At 43.3% G+C, this 14802-nt stretch carries 16 protein-coding genes; 10 read left to right on the top strand and 6 right to left on the bottom strand.

Annotated elements, in window-relative coordinates; all coding sequences use genetic code 11:
* Window positions 1–14 precede the first annotated feature (14 nt).
* Both der and era read right to left on the bottom strand, forming a co-directional pair.
* Complete coding sequence (gene der / locus ACOVQQ_RS03250) at window positions 15–1325, bottom strand: ribosome biogenesis GTPase Der (RefSeq protein ID WP_298142589.1); 1311 nt, start codon at window positions 1323–1325, stop codon at window positions 15–17.
* A 75-nt stretch (window positions 1326–1400) separates the two neighbouring features.
* Window positions 1401–2279: a GTPase Era gene (gene era, locus ACOVQQ_RS03245; protein WP_421816916.1), complete on the bottom strand. Its 879-nt coding sequence runs from the start codon at window positions 2277–2279 to the stop codon at window positions 1401–1403.
* Window positions 2280–2441: 162 nt separating this feature from the next.
* Between era and ACOVQQ_RS03240 the strand changes: the two genes are divergently transcribed.
* From ACOVQQ_RS03240 to ACOVQQ_RS03210, 7 genes are all read left to right on the top strand, one after another.
* Complete coding sequence (locus ACOVQQ_RS03240) at window positions 2442–3188, top strand: electron transfer flavoprotein subunit beta/FixA family protein (RefSeq protein WP_094486451.1); 747 nt, start codon at window positions 2442–2444, stop codon at window positions 3186–3188.
* A gap of 163 nt (window positions 3189–3351) precedes the next feature.
* Entirely contained in the window at window positions 3352–4317 is a 966-nt protein-coding gene (locus tag ACOVQQ_RS03235; protein ID WP_421816915.1) for an electron transfer flavoprotein subunit alpha/FixB family protein, read from the top strand.
* 106 nt (window positions 4318–4423) lie between these two features.
* Entirely contained in the window at window positions 4424–5047 is a 624-nt protein-coding gene (locus ACOVQQ_RS03230; RefSeq protein WP_421816914.1) for a bifunctional nuclease domain-containing protein, read from the top strand.
* A 21-nt stretch (window positions 5048–5068) separates the two neighbouring features.
* The gene (locus ACOVQQ_RS03225) at window positions 5069–5539 is read left to right on the top strand and encodes a hypothetical protein (RefSeq protein WP_421816913.1); all 471 of its coding nucleotides are present in this window, start codon (window positions 5069–5071) and stop codon (window positions 5537–5539) included.
* Window positions 5540–5642: 103 nt separating this feature from the next.
* Window positions 5643–5990: a hypothetical protein gene (locus ACOVQQ_RS03220; protein WP_421816912.1), complete on the top strand. Its 348-nt coding sequence runs from the start codon at window positions 5643–5645 to the stop codon at window positions 5988–5990.
* 544 nt (window positions 5991–6534) lie between these two features.
* Entirely contained in the window at window positions 6535–6765 is a 231-nt protein-coding gene (locus ACOVQQ_RS03215) for a hypothetical protein (protein WP_421816911.1), read from the top strand.
* An 89-nt stretch (window positions 6766–6854) separates the two neighbouring features.
* Window positions 6855–7679 (top strand): thymidylate synthase, encoded by an 825-nt coding sequence (locus ACOVQQ_RS03210; RefSeq protein WP_421816910.1) that lies wholly within the window; start codon window positions 6855–6857, stop codon window positions 7677–7679.
* A gap of 378 nt (window positions 7680–8057) precedes the next feature.
* On the opposite strand, the gene ACOVQQ_RS03205 is transcribed toward ACOVQQ_RS03210, so the two are convergent.
* From ACOVQQ_RS03205 to ACOVQQ_RS03190, 4 genes are read right to left on the bottom strand one after another with little or no spacing between them, the layout of a single operon-like run.
* Window positions 8058–8843: a TPM domain-containing protein gene (locus ACOVQQ_RS03205; RefSeq protein ID WP_421816909.1), complete on the bottom strand. Its 786-nt coding sequence runs from the start codon at window positions 8841–8843 to the stop codon at window positions 8058–8060.
* Window positions 8843–9280, bottom strand: a complete 438-nt coding sequence (locus ACOVQQ_RS03200) for a TPM domain-containing protein (RefSeq protein ID WP_421816908.1) — start codon at window positions 9278–9280, stop codon at window positions 8843–8845. The genes ACOVQQ_RS03205 and ACOVQQ_RS03200 overlap by 1 nt, the downstream gene beginning before the upstream one ends.
* Before the next feature lie 4 nt (window positions 9281–9284).
* Window positions 9285–9866 (bottom strand): LemA family protein, encoded by a 582-nt coding sequence (locus ACOVQQ_RS03195; protein ID WP_094486461.1) that lies wholly within the window; start codon window positions 9864–9866, stop codon window positions 9285–9287.
* A gap of 9 nt (window positions 9867–9875) precedes the next feature.
* A complete protein-coding gene (locus ACOVQQ_RS03190; protein WP_094486482.1) occupies window positions 9876–10208 on the bottom strand; it encodes a MerR family transcriptional regulator in 333 nt (110 codons plus the stop codon).
* Between the two features lie 313 nt (window positions 10209–10521).
* Here ACOVQQ_RS03190 and alaS point away from each other — a divergent pair, with 313 nt between their 5' ends.
* The 3 genes from alaS to ACOVQQ_RS03175 all read left to right on the top strand — a co-directional run bounded on the left by alaS (window position 10522) and on the right by ACOVQQ_RS03175 (window position 14761).
* Window positions 10522–13149 (top strand): alanine--tRNA ligase, encoded by a 2628-nt coding sequence (gene alaS, locus ACOVQQ_RS03185; RefSeq protein ID WP_421816907.1) that lies wholly within the window; start codon window positions 10522–10524, stop codon window positions 13147–13149.
* Window position 13150: 1 nt separating this feature from the next.
* Window positions 13151–14083: a GSCFA domain-containing protein gene (locus ACOVQQ_RS03180; protein WP_421816906.1), complete on the top strand. Its 933-nt coding sequence runs from the start codon at window positions 13151–13153 to the stop codon at window positions 14081–14083.
* A 162-nt stretch (window positions 14084–14245) separates the two neighbouring features.
* On the top strand, window positions 14246–14761 hold the full coding sequence (locus ACOVQQ_RS03175; protein ID WP_421816905.1) for a DUF6252 family protein: 516 nt from the start codon (window positions 14246–14248) through the stop codon (window positions 14759–14761).
* Window positions 14762–14802 lie beyond the last annotated feature (41 nt).

The following is a 14802-nucleotide window of genomic DNA, read 5'->3' as shown; positions in this document are numbered from 1 at the left end:
GTTCGTTCTAAAACTTATTTCTCGCGAATGTAAATATCAATCGGTACGCCTTCAAAATCCCAGTGTTCGCGGATTTTATTTTCCAGAAAACGTTTGTACGGATCTTTTACATACTGCGGCAAATTCGCAAAAAACACAAACTGCGGCGTTGGCGTTGGCAATTGCATGCAATATTTAATCTTTACGTACTTGCCTTTTAAAGCCGGTGGTGGAAACGCTTCGATCAACTTCAACATATGGTCGTTGAATTTCGAAGTAGGTATGCGCTGTGTTTTGTTTTCGTACACTTTTACAGCTGTTTCAAGCGCCTTGAGTAAGCGTTGTTTGTTTAAAGCCGAAACAAACAAAATAGGTACATCGGTAAACGGACTGATTTCTTCGCGAATTCGATCGGCGTATTGTTTAGACGACATGGTGTCTTTTTCCACCAAATCCCATTTATTTACCAAAATCACAACGCCTTTTCGGTTTTTCTCTGCTAACCAAAAGATACTTTGATCTTGGCCTTCGAATCCGCGCGTTGCATCGATAACTAATATGCAGATATCCGAATGTTCAATGGCACGTACCGAACGCATGACCGAGTAAAATTCGAGATCTTCCTTGACTTTTGCTTTACGGCGAATTCCAGCCGTATCGACCAAATTAAACTTAAAACCAAATTTTTCAAAACGCGTATCAATCGAATCGCGCGTGGTTCCAGCAATGTCGGTTACAATGTAGCGATCTTCGCCAATAAGCGCATTGATAAAGCTCGATTTTCCAGCGTTTGGTCGGCCCACTACGGCAAAGCGCGGTAATTCGTCTTCGGTAGCGGCTACTACTTCGGGTTCGGGAAGTGCTTGCATGAGCGCATCGAGTAAATCGCCCGTTCCGCTACCCGACGTACTCGATAAGGTGTAATATTCGCCTAAGCCGAGATTGTAAAATTCTATCGCGTCTTTTTCGCGCATCGAATTGTCTACTTTATTCACAGCCAATAAAACCGGCTTTTGAACTTTTCGAAGTAAACTCGCTACCGTTTCATCCATAGGAGTTATGCCTTCTTCGACATCGGTAACAAATATGATTGCGTCGGCTTCGTCGATGGCTAGTTCTACTTGCTTGCGAATTTCGCCTTCAAAAATATCGTCGGAACCTTTAATGTAACCGCCGGTATCGATAACCGAAAAAGTTCGGCCGTTCCATTCACTTTTGCCGTAATTGCGGTCGCGCGTTACGCCGGCAACCGAATCTACAATCGCTTCTCTGCGCTGTATCAGTCGGTTAAATAAGGTTGATTTGCCAACGTTTGGTCTTCCTACTATTGCAACAATCTGGTTCATGGCCTAAAATTTGGCGCAAAGGTAAGCAATCAAAAACGAATGGAAAATGAGCGTAAATTGTGTCGTTATTTTGATTTACTGATAGCCAAAACGCTTCAGCTGTCGGATGTTTCGGCGCCAGTCTTTATTGACTTTCACAAATAGTTCAATATGAATTTGCTTGCCGAAGAATTGCTCCATCGTAGCACGCGCTTCCATGCCCACTTTTTTTAACGCAGCTCCTTTATGGCCAATGATAATTCCTTTTTGTGTATCGCGCTCCACCATAATTACCGCTCGAATTCGGATAATGTTGTCGTCTTCCAGAAATTCTTCTGTTTCAACCTCTACGGCGTACGGAATTTCTTTGTCGTAATTCAAGAGAATTTTCTCGCGGATAATCTCGTTTACAAAAAAACGTTCGGGCTTGTCGGTTAAAGCATCTTTTGGATAATAAGGCGGACACTCGGGCAGCAACTCTAAAATCCGATTAAAAACTTCGGTTACTTGAAAGTTGTTGAGTGCTGAAATGGGATAAATCTCGGCGTTTGGAACTTGCGTTTTCCACAATTGTACTTGGGCTTCAAGCTCTTCTTGCGATGACTTATCGATTTTATTTAAAAGCAATAAAACCGGAATCTTAGAATGTATAATTCGATTGAAAAACGCCTCGTCTTTGAGTTCTTTTTCACCAATTTCGACCATGTAAATAAGCACGTCGGCGTCTTCAAAAGCCGATTTTACGAATTGCATCATCGATTCCTGCATTTCGTACGCCGGTTTAATGATTCCAGGCGTGTCGGATAAAACTACCTGAAAATCGTCGCCGTTTACAATACCCAAAATGCGGTGTCTGGTAGTTTGCGCTTTCGATGTGATGATGGAAAGGCGTTCGCCAACAAACGCATTCATGAGCGTGGATTTGCCAACGTTTGGATTTCCGATAATGTTTACAAATCCGGCTTTATGTGTCATGCGTGAAAAATTTCAGCAAAGATAAGCCGATTTTTCTCCAAGCAAGAATTGCCTTACAATTGCTTACGAAAACGATATAAATGTGAAATTTATTATGCATGCATAGTTTTTTTAAGCTAATTTTTCTTAACTTCGCACGCAATAAATCTTAATCATACAGAAATGAAAATATTGGTTTGTATCAGTCATGTTCCGGATACGACGTCGAAGATTAATTTCACGGATGGCGACACGAAGTTCGACACGAATGGTGTTCAGTTTGTGATTAACCCGAATGATGAGTTTGGATTGACGCGTGCGATTTGGTTTCAGGAACAACAAGGTGCAAGTGTAACGGTGGTAAATGTGGGTGGAGCAGACAGTGAGCCAACCTTGCGTAAGGCTTTGGCGATTGGTGCAAACGACGCCATTCGCGTAAATGCAGAGCCAACCGATGGTTTTTTTGTGGCGAAGCAATTGGCTGAGGTTGCCAAAGCGGGCAATTACGATTTAATTATCGCTGGAAAAGAATCGTTGGATTACAACGGCGGTATGGTTCCGGGTATGTTGGCAGCTTTGTTGAACATCAATTTTGTGAATTCATGCATTGGGTTAACTGTGGAAGGCACAACAGCCAAAGCGGTTCGCGAAATGGACGGTGGCAAAGAAACGATGTCGGCACAATTGCCTTTAGTAATTGGCGGACAAAAAGGTTTAGTTGAAGAGAAAGATTTACGCATTCCGAACATGCGCGGTATCATGACAGCTCGTACCAAAACGCTTACTGTTTTAGAACCGGTAGCTGCAGATCAGGCATCGAAATCGGTGAAATTTGAGAAGCCGGCCGCGAAGCAAGCAGTAAAGTTGGTTAGTGCCGACAATTTGGATGAGTTAATCAATTTGTTGCACAACGAAGCGAAGGTAATTTAATACGGTAACGATTTTCTGCGTGAGGGATTGCAGCGGCACCCCGCAGGCCCGATGAAAAGAGGGACGAGGAGTACAGCGGAAAGCCCGACGGCGCTGCACTTCCATCTGGGGGCAAAGAACGTTGCGCCGGCACGCCCAAATAATAAATAAAAAGAAAAAAAATATGGCAGTTTTAATTTATGCCGAGTCATCGGACGGAAAGTTTAAGAAAGTGGCTTTTGAATTGGCGTCGTACGCTTCGGAAGTAGCTGCAGCAACAGGTACATCGGTTACGGCTGTTACGGTAAACGCTAGTGATGTTTCTGAATTATACAACTACGGCGTGCACAAAGTGTTGCAAGTGAGCGATTCGCGTTTGAACGATTTTAACGCAAAAGCGTATGCAGATGTGGTTGTACAAGCCGCAAAACAAGAATCGGCTTCGGTAGTTGTCTTGTCGTCGACCACAGATAGTTTGTATTTAGCGCCGTTGGTTACGGTTCATTTACAGGCCGGATTTGCTTCGAATGTAGTGGCATTGCCCGCGAGCTACGCACCTTTTCAGGTTAAGCGCACGGCGTTTTCTAACAAAGCCTTTTCGATTACTGAAATTTCTCAGGACGTGAAAGTATTGTCGATTGCTAAAAATTCGTTTGGACTGAAAGCCAATAGCGTTAGCGGCAGTGCTGAGGCATTTGCACCGACTTTACACGACGGTGATTTTTCAGTGAAAATTGAGTCGATCGAAGCAGGAAATGGAAAAGTTTCTATTGCCGATGCTGACATTGTAGTTTCGGGCGGTCGTGGTTTAAAAGGACCAGAGAATTGGGGCATGTTGGAAGATTTGGCAACAACTTTGGGTGCCGCTACCGCTTGTTCGAAGCCGGTTTCGGATTTGGGCTGGCGTCCGCATAGCGAGCACGTGGGTCAGACAGGAAAACCAGTTGCTACGAATTTGTATATCGCGGTAGGTATTTCGGGAGCTATTCAGCACATTGCGGGAATTAACTCATCGAAAGTAAAAGTGGTTATTAACAGCGATCCGGAAGCGCCGTTCTTTAAAGTGGCCGATTACGGAGTTGTTGGTGATGCTTTTGAAATCTTACCAAAATTGAATGAAAAGTTAAAAGCGTTTAAGGCGAATAATTAATTCATAAAATAGATAAATCGGACTCGGAGTTACGACTTTTGGGTCCGATTTCTTTTTTGTACCTATTGCATTTTAATATTTCGCTTAAGTTTCTACTTTTGCAGCTATGAGTCTTGTAAAGTTAACCATCAAAGGAATTTCGTACAGTCAGACCCAAAACGGCGCTTATGCGTTGATTTTGAATGAGGTTGACGGCGATCGAAAGCTTCCGATAGTTATTGGAGCGTTTGAGGCGCAGTCGATTGCGATTGCTTTAGAGAAGGAAATCAAGCCACCACGTCCGTTAACACACGATTTGTTTAAGAATTTTGCCGATCGTTTTGATATCGTGGTTAAGCAAGTGATTATTCACAAATTGGTTGACGGCGTATTTTACAGTTCGATAATTTGTGAGCGCGATAAGATTGAGGAAATCATCGATGCGCGCACTTCAGACGCGATAGCACTGGCGCTGCGATTTAGTGCGCCGATATTTACCTACAAAAACATACTCGACAAGGCGGGAATTTATCTGAAAGGGAATCCGCTCGATCCAGAACCTGCCGAACCTGAGCAGCCACTAGCTACAACCGATTCGTTTGGTTTGAGTTCGAATCCTAAGTCGGGCGATGCTACTTACACACAAAAAAGTTTGAGCGACTTGCACGAAATGCTCGAAAACGCCGTTCAAAATGAAGATTACGAACGTGCTGCAAAAATTCGAGATGAGATTTCGCGCCGCGAGTCGTAGCTATAACCAAAACCATATATTATGAAATTAGGTCGTTTAATTTTGCCCTTTGTGGCAGCATTTTCTGTTATGAGTTGTTCTGAATCGGATGATAACTCAAGCGGCTCCAACTCGCAGTTAGTAAATGAAGTGAAAACATTAATGGCGTCGGGAAATTGGCGGGTTAGTAATTATTTCGATGACGTGAACGAGACATCAAATTATCAGAATTTCGTGTTTACTTTTAATACTTCGTCGAATTCTGTAAGCGTACTAGGTGGCGGAGTGAATGTGACGGGCACTTTTTCAGTTTCTAATTCGACAAGCAACGATGATTCGATTTCGTTAGATGCCGATTTTAACTTAGGTTTTACGGCTCCAGCACCAGCGTCGTTGATTGAACTTACCGATGATTGGGATGTAGTCTCTTATACAACTACGGAAATTAATCTGATTGATGTGAGCGGTGGAAACGGAGGAACAGATTTACTAACTTTTACGAAAGTAGAGTAAGTTTATGCGTCGATTTTCGCGGAGGTTCATTGCAATACTAACGGTATTTTTGTTGTTCTCTTGTTCTATCGATGATTATGAAACTAGATCGGACGAGGAATATTTGCAACAGTACACGGAGCAGATAAGTCAGTCTTCCTATCGAATCGTCGATTTTAGCGAAAATGAAATTGATCTGACTGATGCTTATTCCGATTTTGTCTTTAGTTTTGATTCTATAGAAGACAAGGTGATAGTTACTGCTTCATCCTATTCCAATGAAGCTCCCTGGTTGTTTTATTTGAATGATGATTCGGGTATTACGTTTCAAATGAACTTTAGTAACGATGTGGTTTTGGAACTCTTGAATGGAGATTGGAGTATCGATATTTTTTTAGAGGAACAATTCACCCTTTATCGTAAAGATGTTTCTTCGGGAGTTGTTCGCTACCTTACCTTTCAAAAAATCTAAAACGGGCTTTAACCAAAAAAATTAGCCGTTTCTCGGGGAATTGAGAAACGGCTTTTCCATTTGTTTTTGAGGGATTAGGCTTGAGAAGAGTTTGTCTAATCTTTTCCGAATGAGACTTTTTTCACTCATTTCAGTTTAAATGAATCATGCAATCAACATGGTCTACAAAGATATAATTTTACCTGTTGTTTTAAAAATTTCAAGATGTAAAGCACATTTCATTAAACAAAATGAAAACAGTAAGTTACCACTGAGTAATTCTAACAATTTACGACTTATTCTCTTTGTTGCGCTCAGCCTACTTAAATTATAGTAAATTTTCTAATGCAAAATAATGTCGTGAGGTAAAGTAATAATTTTGTGCCGTTAACTCTAGGTGTTTTTAAATACGATGTAGTTGTGAGGAATGTAAGCTACTTTTTGAGTCTGTTCTTAGGTAGTTATTTTCAAATTTATTACATTTTTTTTCAACTGCGTATAACAGTATAGTTTGTACGAAATCACCTGTAATTTTTATTTGCGTTGCAATACTGTAGAGCGCTACATGAATATACGCTTAAATGTAAACGGAACCGATGTAAACGAGCCAGTTAAGGCCATGGCGCCCGAAGATGGCGGCAGCAGCAACAACTCCTTTTCTGTAAACTTTACGCAGTATATTATTCTAAATGCAAGCGACGTTTTGCGAATTAATTGCGTTCGTGATGGTTCAAATGCAACGATAACTTTCGATGCCAATCAAACATCGAGTATCATTATTAAACGACTTCGATAAAGCAACTAGCAACTTATCAAAAGTCATTAACAACTGCTTTTTCGTTTTCACTATTTCTTTACTTTTAGCCATAGAATTTAGGACAAAACATGAAGCAATATCACGATTTACTAAACCACATTTTGGAACACGGTGTTGAAAAAGGAGACCGCACCGGAACTGGAACTACGAGCGTTTTTGGCTATCAAATGCGTTTCGATTTAAACGAAGGATTTCCGTTAGTGACCACCAAAAAAGTGCATCTCAAATCGATCATCTACGAATTGCTTTGGTTTTTGAAAGGCGAAACAAATATTGGTTATCTCAAAGAGAATGGCGTAAAAATATGGGATGAATGGGCCGATGAAAACGGCGATCTGGGTCCGGTGTACGGATTTCAATGGCGGAACTGGAACAACGAGCAAATCGACCAAATCTCGGAAGTTATTGAACTCATAAAAAAAACACCCGACAGCCGCCGACTCCTAGTCTCTGCCTGGAATCCTTCTGTGTTACCCGATACGTCTGTCTCTTTTGCCGAAAATGTCGCCAACGGAAAAGTAGCACTGCCGCCTTGTCACGCCTTTTTTCAATTTTACGTGGCCAACGGTAAACTCTCGTGCCAACTCTATCAACGAAGTGCCGACGTGTTTTTGGGCGTGCCGTTCAATATTGCCAGCTATGCCTTACTAACCATGATGATTGCACAAGTTTGTGGTTTAGGTTACGGCGACTTCGTTCATACCTTTGGTGATGCACACATTTATCACAACCACCGCGAACAAATTGCATTACAACTCAGTCGCGAGCCACGGCCTTTGCCAGTCATGAAACTCAATCCCGAAGTAAAAAACATCTTCGAGTTTACCTACGATGATTTTGTTTTGGAAGGTTACGACCCACATCCAGCCATAAAAGGTGCCGTTGCGGTGTGAAAAATTCGTAAAAAGCAAGCTGGTGACGCATCAAAATAATGGTACCAGCTAGTTGGATTTTTAGGTTTTAAGATTGTGAAACCTCCAACTTTCGTATTTTGGCGGCTCCACAAGAAGTTTTGTCATGAAGCCAACTCGAAGTCTTTAGTTTCTCCTTTCTCTCCCGATAGCCAACGTGACTCGCCCCTATTTTCTAACTTCTAAAAAAATCCGCCTTCGACAGGCTCAGGCACCGACGATACTTGGTTTGGTCGGGGAAAACGATACGTTGAGTGGTGAACGTCGCGACCCCGACAGCTATCGGGACTAGCTTCCCCTAAAACGATACGTTACATAGTGAACGTTGCGACCTCTATAGCTATCAAAACCAACCTTCCACTACCAGCTTCCGCCGCTGCCGCCGCCAGAGAAACCACCGCCGCCAAAGCCACCAAAGCCGCCTCCGCCACCACCAAAGCTGCCTCCGCCGCCGCCGAAACTACCGCCTCCGCCGCTTCTGCCTAGACTGCTTAAAATGATGATATCTGCTAAATCGAAACCGCCACCGCGATGATTACCACTTCCTTTGCCACCACCGCCTTTGCCAAATTTGCTAACCAAAACCAGCACCACAACCACGATAACAAACAATAGTGGCAACGGAAAACCACCCGACTTTTTCTTGGGTTCCGCATCGTACTTGCCTGCAAAAAGCTTAATGATGGCATCAACGCCCGAATTCAAACCGCCTGCATAATCTCCTTTTTTGAAGTAAGGAACTCTGTCGTTTCGGGTTATTGTACCACCAATACCTGCGGTAAGCACGTCTTCTAATCCGTAGCCTGCCGAGATCCAAATTTTCCGCTCCTTAACCGCCAGCAGCATTAAAACACCGTTGTCTTTGTCTTTTGTTCCGCCAATTCCCCACTCTTGTCCCCAGCGGGGCGTAAGTAAACCGATATCTTCGCCCTGCAGCGATTCGATAATCACCACCGCTATTTGTGTCGAGGTACTGTCGGCATAGTTAACTAACTTTTGCTCCAACAGGGCTTTGTCGTTAGCCGAAAGCAAATTCGCATAATCGTTCACCAAACGCGGCGGGTTCGGAATTTCCGGAATTTTTAGTTGCCCAAAAGCCGTTCCGGCAAGTAAAAGCCACAAGAAAAGTAGGATACGTTGCCGCATTAGCCTTTCGATATTTCGTTAGATAATTCGTTTTGATCGTCTTTCGCGTACGGAAAATATTTTTTCAGTTGCTCGCCAGCAAGCTCAATTCCAGCAATCAAACCGGCTGCAAATTCAGCTCGCTTAAAATGCGATGCCAGCAAATCTTTGGTCGAGTTCCAAAAATCAGCGGGAACCGCGGCGTCAATACCACGGTCACCGCAAATAGCAAATTTATGATCGTCAACCGCCAAGTAAAACAGCACGCCGTTCTTCTGCTCGGTTTTATGCATTTCAAGCAATTCAAAAACCTGTTTCGCACGTTCCAAAGGGTCGCCCGAACACAAACGTTCAATATGTAAACGTATCTCGCCCGACGTCGCGCGCTCTGCCGAAGCGATAGCAGCTACTATCGCCGATTCTTCAGCGGGAGTTAAAAAACTTTCTACGGCCGACATCCGATTAAAATTTAACTTCTACAGGCTTGTCTGCGCCTTCAACCGATTTGAAATACGGCTTTTCCGGGTAACCGCTCAAAAACCATTTCTGTGGAATTTTCAACACATAGCCGTTGTAAATCTGCGCCTGCTCGTTAAAACGCGTGCGCGCCGTTAAAATCTGATTTTCAGTGCTCGCCAATTCATCTTGTAATTTCAAGAAATTTTCGTTGGCTTTCAAAGTCGGATACTGCTCCACACTCACCAATAATCGCGATAAGCTGCTGCTAACACCACTTTGTGCCGCGTTAAAAGCTTGCAACTGCTCCGGTGTTACGTTGCTCGGGTCGATTGTTACCGAAGTAGCTTTGGCACGCGCCTCAATAACCGCTGTTAAAGTCGATTTCTCAAAGTCGGCTGCACCTTTAACAGTGTTTACCAAATTGCCAATCAAGTCGTTTCTGCGCTGATACGCCGTTTCCACATTTCCCCATTCTTTCTTAACGGCTTGGTCGTAGCCTAAGGCAGTGTTTTGCATGCCCACAACCCAAAAAATACCTATTAAAATAATCCCTACAATAACCGCTATCGGTATGAACTTTCTCATGATGTTTGTTTATAATTGTTGTTTAATTTGTATCAATTGTTGTTTAATTGTTTCAAGCTTTGCAATAATTTCAAAAGTGTCGAGCGATTTTTTCTTCCCTTCCTTCAAATGCGTTTTCGCTCCTTCCAACGTAAAACCGCGCTCTTTCACTAAATGATAAATCAATTGTAAATTTTTAACGTCGTCTGGCGTAAACATCCTGTTGCCTTTCGCATTCTTCTTAGGTTTCAGAATTTCAAATTCCTTATCCCAAAAACGTATCAATGAAGCGTTTACATCAAATGCCTTTGCCACTTCGCCAATCGAGTAATACAATTTCCCCGGAACTAAATCAATTTGCATACCAAAAATGAATTTCATCTGCCAAGGTAGCAAAATTCGACTTTCTGTCATGCTGCGAAAACGTATTTTTAAATCTCATTAAGTCTTTAAAAATTTTACTTTTGCAGTCAATTTTTTAAAACTTTATTTTGGCTGCCATTTCCGGCTGTTACTGCAAGCTAAACCTGCATCGGCGGTTTGTGTAGTGCAGCGTGCGGGCTTCCTTCGGTCGCCGCGCGCCGCCCACACGCACACGCCACTGCACGTTCAGGCTTTCCGTGCCATCCGGGGCAGGGCTGTCAGACCCAAAATACGATACTAACCTTTGTCGATTATGAAATCCGAACTCATCCGTAAAAAGTTTCTCAACTTCTTCCAGTCCAAACAACACCTGATTGTTCCCTCAGCACCAATCGTTCTTAAAGACGATCCAACGCTGATGTTCAACAACTCCGGAATGGCGCAGTTCAAAGAATTCTTCCTCGGCAACGGAACACCTCCTTCAAAACGAATCGCCGATACCCAAAAATGCCTCCGCGTTTCCGGAAAACACAACGATCTCGAAGAAGTAGGTATCGATACTTACCACCACACCATGTTCGAAATGCTCGGAAACTGGTCGTTTGGCGATTACTTTAAAAAAGACGCCATCGATTGGGCATGGGAATTCTTAACCGAAGAACTTAAACTCGATAAATCACTTTTATACGTATCAGTATTCGAAGGCAACGCTGCCGAAAACGTACCTTTCGATCAAGAAGCCTTCGATCTATGGAAACGATACGTAGCCGAAGACCGAATTATCCTCGGAAACAAAAAAGACAATTTCTGGGAAATGGGCGATCAAGGTCCGTGTGGTCCGTGCTCCGAAATTCACGTCGATTTGCGTTCTGCCGAAGAGCGTGCACAAACACCAGGACGCGAGCTCGTTAACGCCGACCATCCACACGTTGTCGAAATTTGGAACCTCGTTTTCATGGAATTTAACCGTAAAGCCGACGGTTCTTTGGAGAAACTTCCCGAAAAGCATGTCGATACCGGTATGGGCTTCGAACGTTTGTCTATGGCCATGCAAGGTGTAAAATCCAACTACGACACCGATGTTTTTACACCATTGATTCAAAAAGTTGAAGCAATTACGGGCGCTTCGTACACAAAAGACAATCCGAATGTCGAGCAAGAAAAAATCAATATCGCCATTCGCGTAATAGCCGATCACGTTCGTGCCGTTGCTTTTGCCATCGCCGACGGTCAGTTGCCGTCAAACACCGGAGCAGGTTACGTGATTCGTCGCATTTTGCGTCGCGCCGTTCGCTACGGATTTACCTTTCTCGATGCGAAAAAACCTTTTGTATGCGAGTTAGTGGCTACCTTGGCCGCGCAAATGGGCGAGTCGTTTCCAGAAATCGTTGCGCAACAACAATTAGTTACCAACGTAATTCGCGAAGAAGAACAAGCATTTTTACGCACACTCGACCAAGGATTGCAATTGCTTGATCAAGTTATTGCACAAACTAAAGGCGATACAGTAAGCGGACAAAAAGCCTTTGAACTATACGATACATTCGGTTTTCCAATCGATTTAACAGCACTAATTCTTCGTGAACGCAACCTCAAACTCGACGAAGCCGGTTTCGAAGCCGCCATGCTGGAACAAAAAACACGTTCGCGTGCCGCAGGCGAAGTTACCACCGCCGATTGGGTGCAAGTAAACGATCGCGAACTCGAAAATCCGTTTGTAGGCTACGATTCGCTTACCAACGAAACTACTTTGGTTCGCTACCGTAAAATCGATTCCAAAAAAGACGGAATTCGTTATCAATTGGTCTTAGAAAGTACGCCATTCTACCCAGAAGGAGGAGGCCAATTAGGCGATCGCGGAACGCTTACCTTCGGAAATGAAGTAGTCGAAGTTCTCGACACAAAGAAAGAGAACAATTTAATCATGCACATCGTTGCCAAACTTCCCGAGCAACTTTCTACCCGCGTTCAAGCAACAGTAGATGCCGTTTGGCGCAAACATATTTCGGCAAACCACTCGGCTACGCACTTATTGCACCAAGCCTTACGCCATATTTTAGGTACGCACGTCGAGCAGAAAGGTTCGTTGGTAGCGCCGGGTTATTTGCGTTTCGACTTTTCGCACTTTTCAAAAGTAACCGCCGAAGAATTACAACAGGTAGAATCGTTTGTTAATGCGCGTATCAACGAAAATTTACCCTTGGTAGAACGCCGTGCGATTGCCTTTGCCGACGCGGTAGCCGAAGGTGCTATGGCTTTATTCGGTGAAAAATACGGCGATAAAGTCCGCGCGATTAAATTTGGCGATAGCGTTGAATTGTGTGGCGGTATTCACGTACCATCTACTGCCGCTATTTGGCATTTCAAAATCAGCAGCGAATCGGCAGTAGCGGCCGGAATTCGCCGAATTGAGGCCATAACTGGCGAAGCCGTTGCAAATTATTTTGCAGAGCAAGAAAGCGAATTGAAGGAAATCAAATCGATTTTGAAAAATCCACAAGACATTCAAAAATCAATCAAGCAATTGCAAGACGATTTGCAAAAGGCGCAAGACCAGCTTGAAAAACTCAATAAAGCAAGGTTCGAAGCACTAGCAACGCAACTGCGCACAAAAGGTTCGCTTCAAAACGGCATCGAAATATTTGCGTTCGAAATAGACGCCGATGCCAACCAAGCAAAGGATGTAGCATTTGCCATTGGCGCCAACCACAATCATGCAGCAATTTTGCTCGCAACCAACACCGACGGAAAGCCGGGCTTGTCGATTTACCTATCTAAAGAACTCGTAGCCGAAAAACAATTAAATGCTTCGACTATGGTGCGCGAATTAGGAAAATTCATTCAAGGCGGCGGCGGTGGGCAACCGTTTTTTGCGACAGCCGGAGGGAAAAATCCGGAGGGAATTCAACAAGCCATAGACGCGTTTAAAGCGCAATTCTAAGATGAAATGGGTCACCGAAGTTAACCTACCCAAATACACTTTCGACGTCAATCACCGTCAGAAGCAGGTGTTTTTGGGTTCGTGCTTCGCTACACATATTTCGAGTAAGTTTTCCTATTTTGGTTTCAACCAAGTGTACAATCCGTTTGGTGTACTTTTTTCACCAATTGCCTGTGCAAATCGTATCTCTAGCGCACTTTTAGAAAAACCGTTGTCGCAAGAGCATATCATAAATCGAGACGGCCACTTTTTTAGTTTCGACGCACATTCTGAAATATTCGGATCGACCACAGCAGCCTTGCAAGAACGTTTAGACGAAGCAAGTCAAAAGCTGAGAGTTGCTTTGCTCGAATCGGATGTCTTGTTTTTAACCTTAGGAACGGCTTTTGTTTATCGGTATTTGCATACAGGTTCGTTTGTGGCTAATTGTCAGAAATTACCTGGAAATCAGTTTGAAAAAGTACTGCTTACCGCCGATGAAATAACAAACGAATTGCAATCGAGTTTCGATTTGCTTCGCCAAAATAATCCAAACATAAAAATCGTTTTAACGGTTTCGCCGGTTCGTCATACCCGCGACGGGCTCATCGAAAACCAGCGCAGCAAAGCACAGTTGTTGCTTGCAACGGCTAAACTGTCGAATAAGGAAACGGTCGTGTACTTTCCGTCCTACGAAATCATGACCGACGAGTTACGCGATTATCGCTTCTACGAAAGTGATTTAATTCATCCCAACCAAATTGCAGTCGATTATATCTGGGAAAAATTCGAGGCTTCGTTCTTCAGTACGGAAACTATACAAATTTGTAAAGCGGTTCGAAATTTCAGGAGTTTTGAAGCACACAGTCCGCAGAGTAAAATCAATTTGCATTTCGATAAATTAGCTGCCATAAAATCAGATTTAATATCTAAATATCCCTTTCTTCAGCTTTAAGCTTATCTAAACACCTACCCCTTTTTTCGCTAGAAATTTACAGTAAACTTCGAAAATTGGTTCGGTCTTAATCAAATAAATACGGCTTTATACGTATTTCTTTAGAAGGTGCTGCTACGCATTTTTGCTTCATAATCACTAACAACTTAAATCAACGTAATTATGAAGAAAATCAAAATGACATTTGCGGCCGTTTTAACTGCGGCTACTTTAATTGCAACCTCATGCAGTTCAGACGACGGCGGCGCGGGCGGTGGAAGTAATTTAGATACGTACATCAGTGCGAAAGTCGACGGGCAAACCTTTACAACTTTCTCTGCTGGTGGAGTTGCCGCATCAACAGCGATTCGTTCAGCCGATCTGATTCAAGTAACTGCAACGTCTATGGTAAGTGCAACAGCTACCGATACGAAAACACTTGCTATATCCTTGTTTGGAGTTACAGCACCAGGTACTTACCAAGTAGGTCCAAATAGCGATAATTCGATTTCGTATGTTGAAGGAGCTTCTTTTAGCGCTTTTAGTACTGATGTTTGTGCAGGCGCAACGGGAACCATAACCGTAACGACCATCAACGATACAAAGATTGAAGGGACTTTTTCATTTACTGGAAAGAACGACGACAACTGCAGTCAACAAAGAGTTGTTACCGAAGGCCAATTTCGCGGGACTTTCTAAATCAAGTAGACTTTTTCGCAAATCGCTCCCAGTGAGCGATT

Source organism: Flavobacterium sp. (assembly GCF_049240005.1).
GTDB lineage: Bacteria > Bacteroidota > Bacteroidia > Flavobacteriales > Flavobacteriaceae > Flavobacterium.
The sequence above is the reverse complement of the archived record's forward strand: the minus strand, read 5'-3'. Positions and strand labels throughout refer to the sequence as shown.

Bases quoted from the DNA above. Each gene is read 5' to 3' on its own strand.
- ACOVQQ_RS03210 (WP_421816910.1), top strand. From the start codon at position 6,855: ATGAAGCAATATCACGATTTACTAAACCACATTTTGGAACACGGTGTT.
- alaS (WP_421816907.1), top strand. From the start codon at position 10,522: ATGAAATCCGAACTCATCCGTAAAAAGTTTCTCAACTTCTTCCAGTCC.
- ACOVQQ_RS03195 (WP_094486461.1), bottom strand. From the start codon at position 9,866: ATGAGAAAGTTCATACCGATAGCGGTTATTGTAGGGATTATTTTAATA.
- ACOVQQ_RS03180 (WP_421816906.1), top strand. From the start codon at position 13,151: ATGAAATGGGTCACCGAAGTTAACCTACCCAAATACACTTTCGACGTC.
- ACOVQQ_RS03235 (WP_421816915.1), top strand. From the start codon at position 3,352: ATGGCAGTTTTAATTTATGCCGAGTCATCGGACGGAAAGTTTAAGAAA.
- ACOVQQ_RS03240 (WP_094486451.1), top strand. From the start codon at position 2,442: ATGAAAATATTGGTTTGTATCAGTCATGTTCCGGATACGACGTCGAAG.
- ACOVQQ_RS03215 (WP_421816911.1), top strand. From the start codon at position 6,535: ATGAATATACGCTTAAATGTAAACGGAACCGATGTAAACGAGCCAGTT.
- ACOVQQ_RS03175 (WP_421816905.1), top strand. From the start codon at position 14,246: ATGAAGAAAATCAAAATGACATTTGCGGCCGTTTTAACTGCGGCTACT.
- ACOVQQ_RS03200 (WP_421816908.1), bottom strand. From the start codon at position 9,280: ATGTCGGCCGTAGAAAGTTTTTTAACTCCCGCTGAAGAATCGGCGATA.
- era (WP_421816916.1), bottom strand. From the start codon at position 2,279: ATGACACATAAAGCCGGATTTGTAAACATTATCGGAAATCCAAACGTT.
- ACOVQQ_RS03205 (WP_421816909.1), bottom strand. From the start codon at position 8,843: ATGCGGCAACGTATCCTACTTTTCTTGTGGCTTTTACTTGCCGGAACG.
- ACOVQQ_RS03230 (WP_421816914.1), top strand. From the start codon at position 4,424: ATGAGTCTTGTAAAGTTAACCATCAAAGGAATTTCGTACAGTCAGACC.
- der (WP_298142589.1), bottom strand. From the start codon at position 1,325: ATGAACCAGATTGTTGCAATAGTAGGAAGACCAAACGTTGGCAAATCA.
- ACOVQQ_RS03190 (WP_094486482.1), bottom strand. From the start codon at position 10,208: ATGCAAATTGATTTAGTTCCGGGGAAATTGTATTACTCGATTGGCGAA.
- ACOVQQ_RS03225 (WP_421816913.1), top strand. From the start codon at position 5,069: ATGAAATTAGGTCGTTTAATTTTGCCCTTTGTGGCAGCATTTTCTGTT.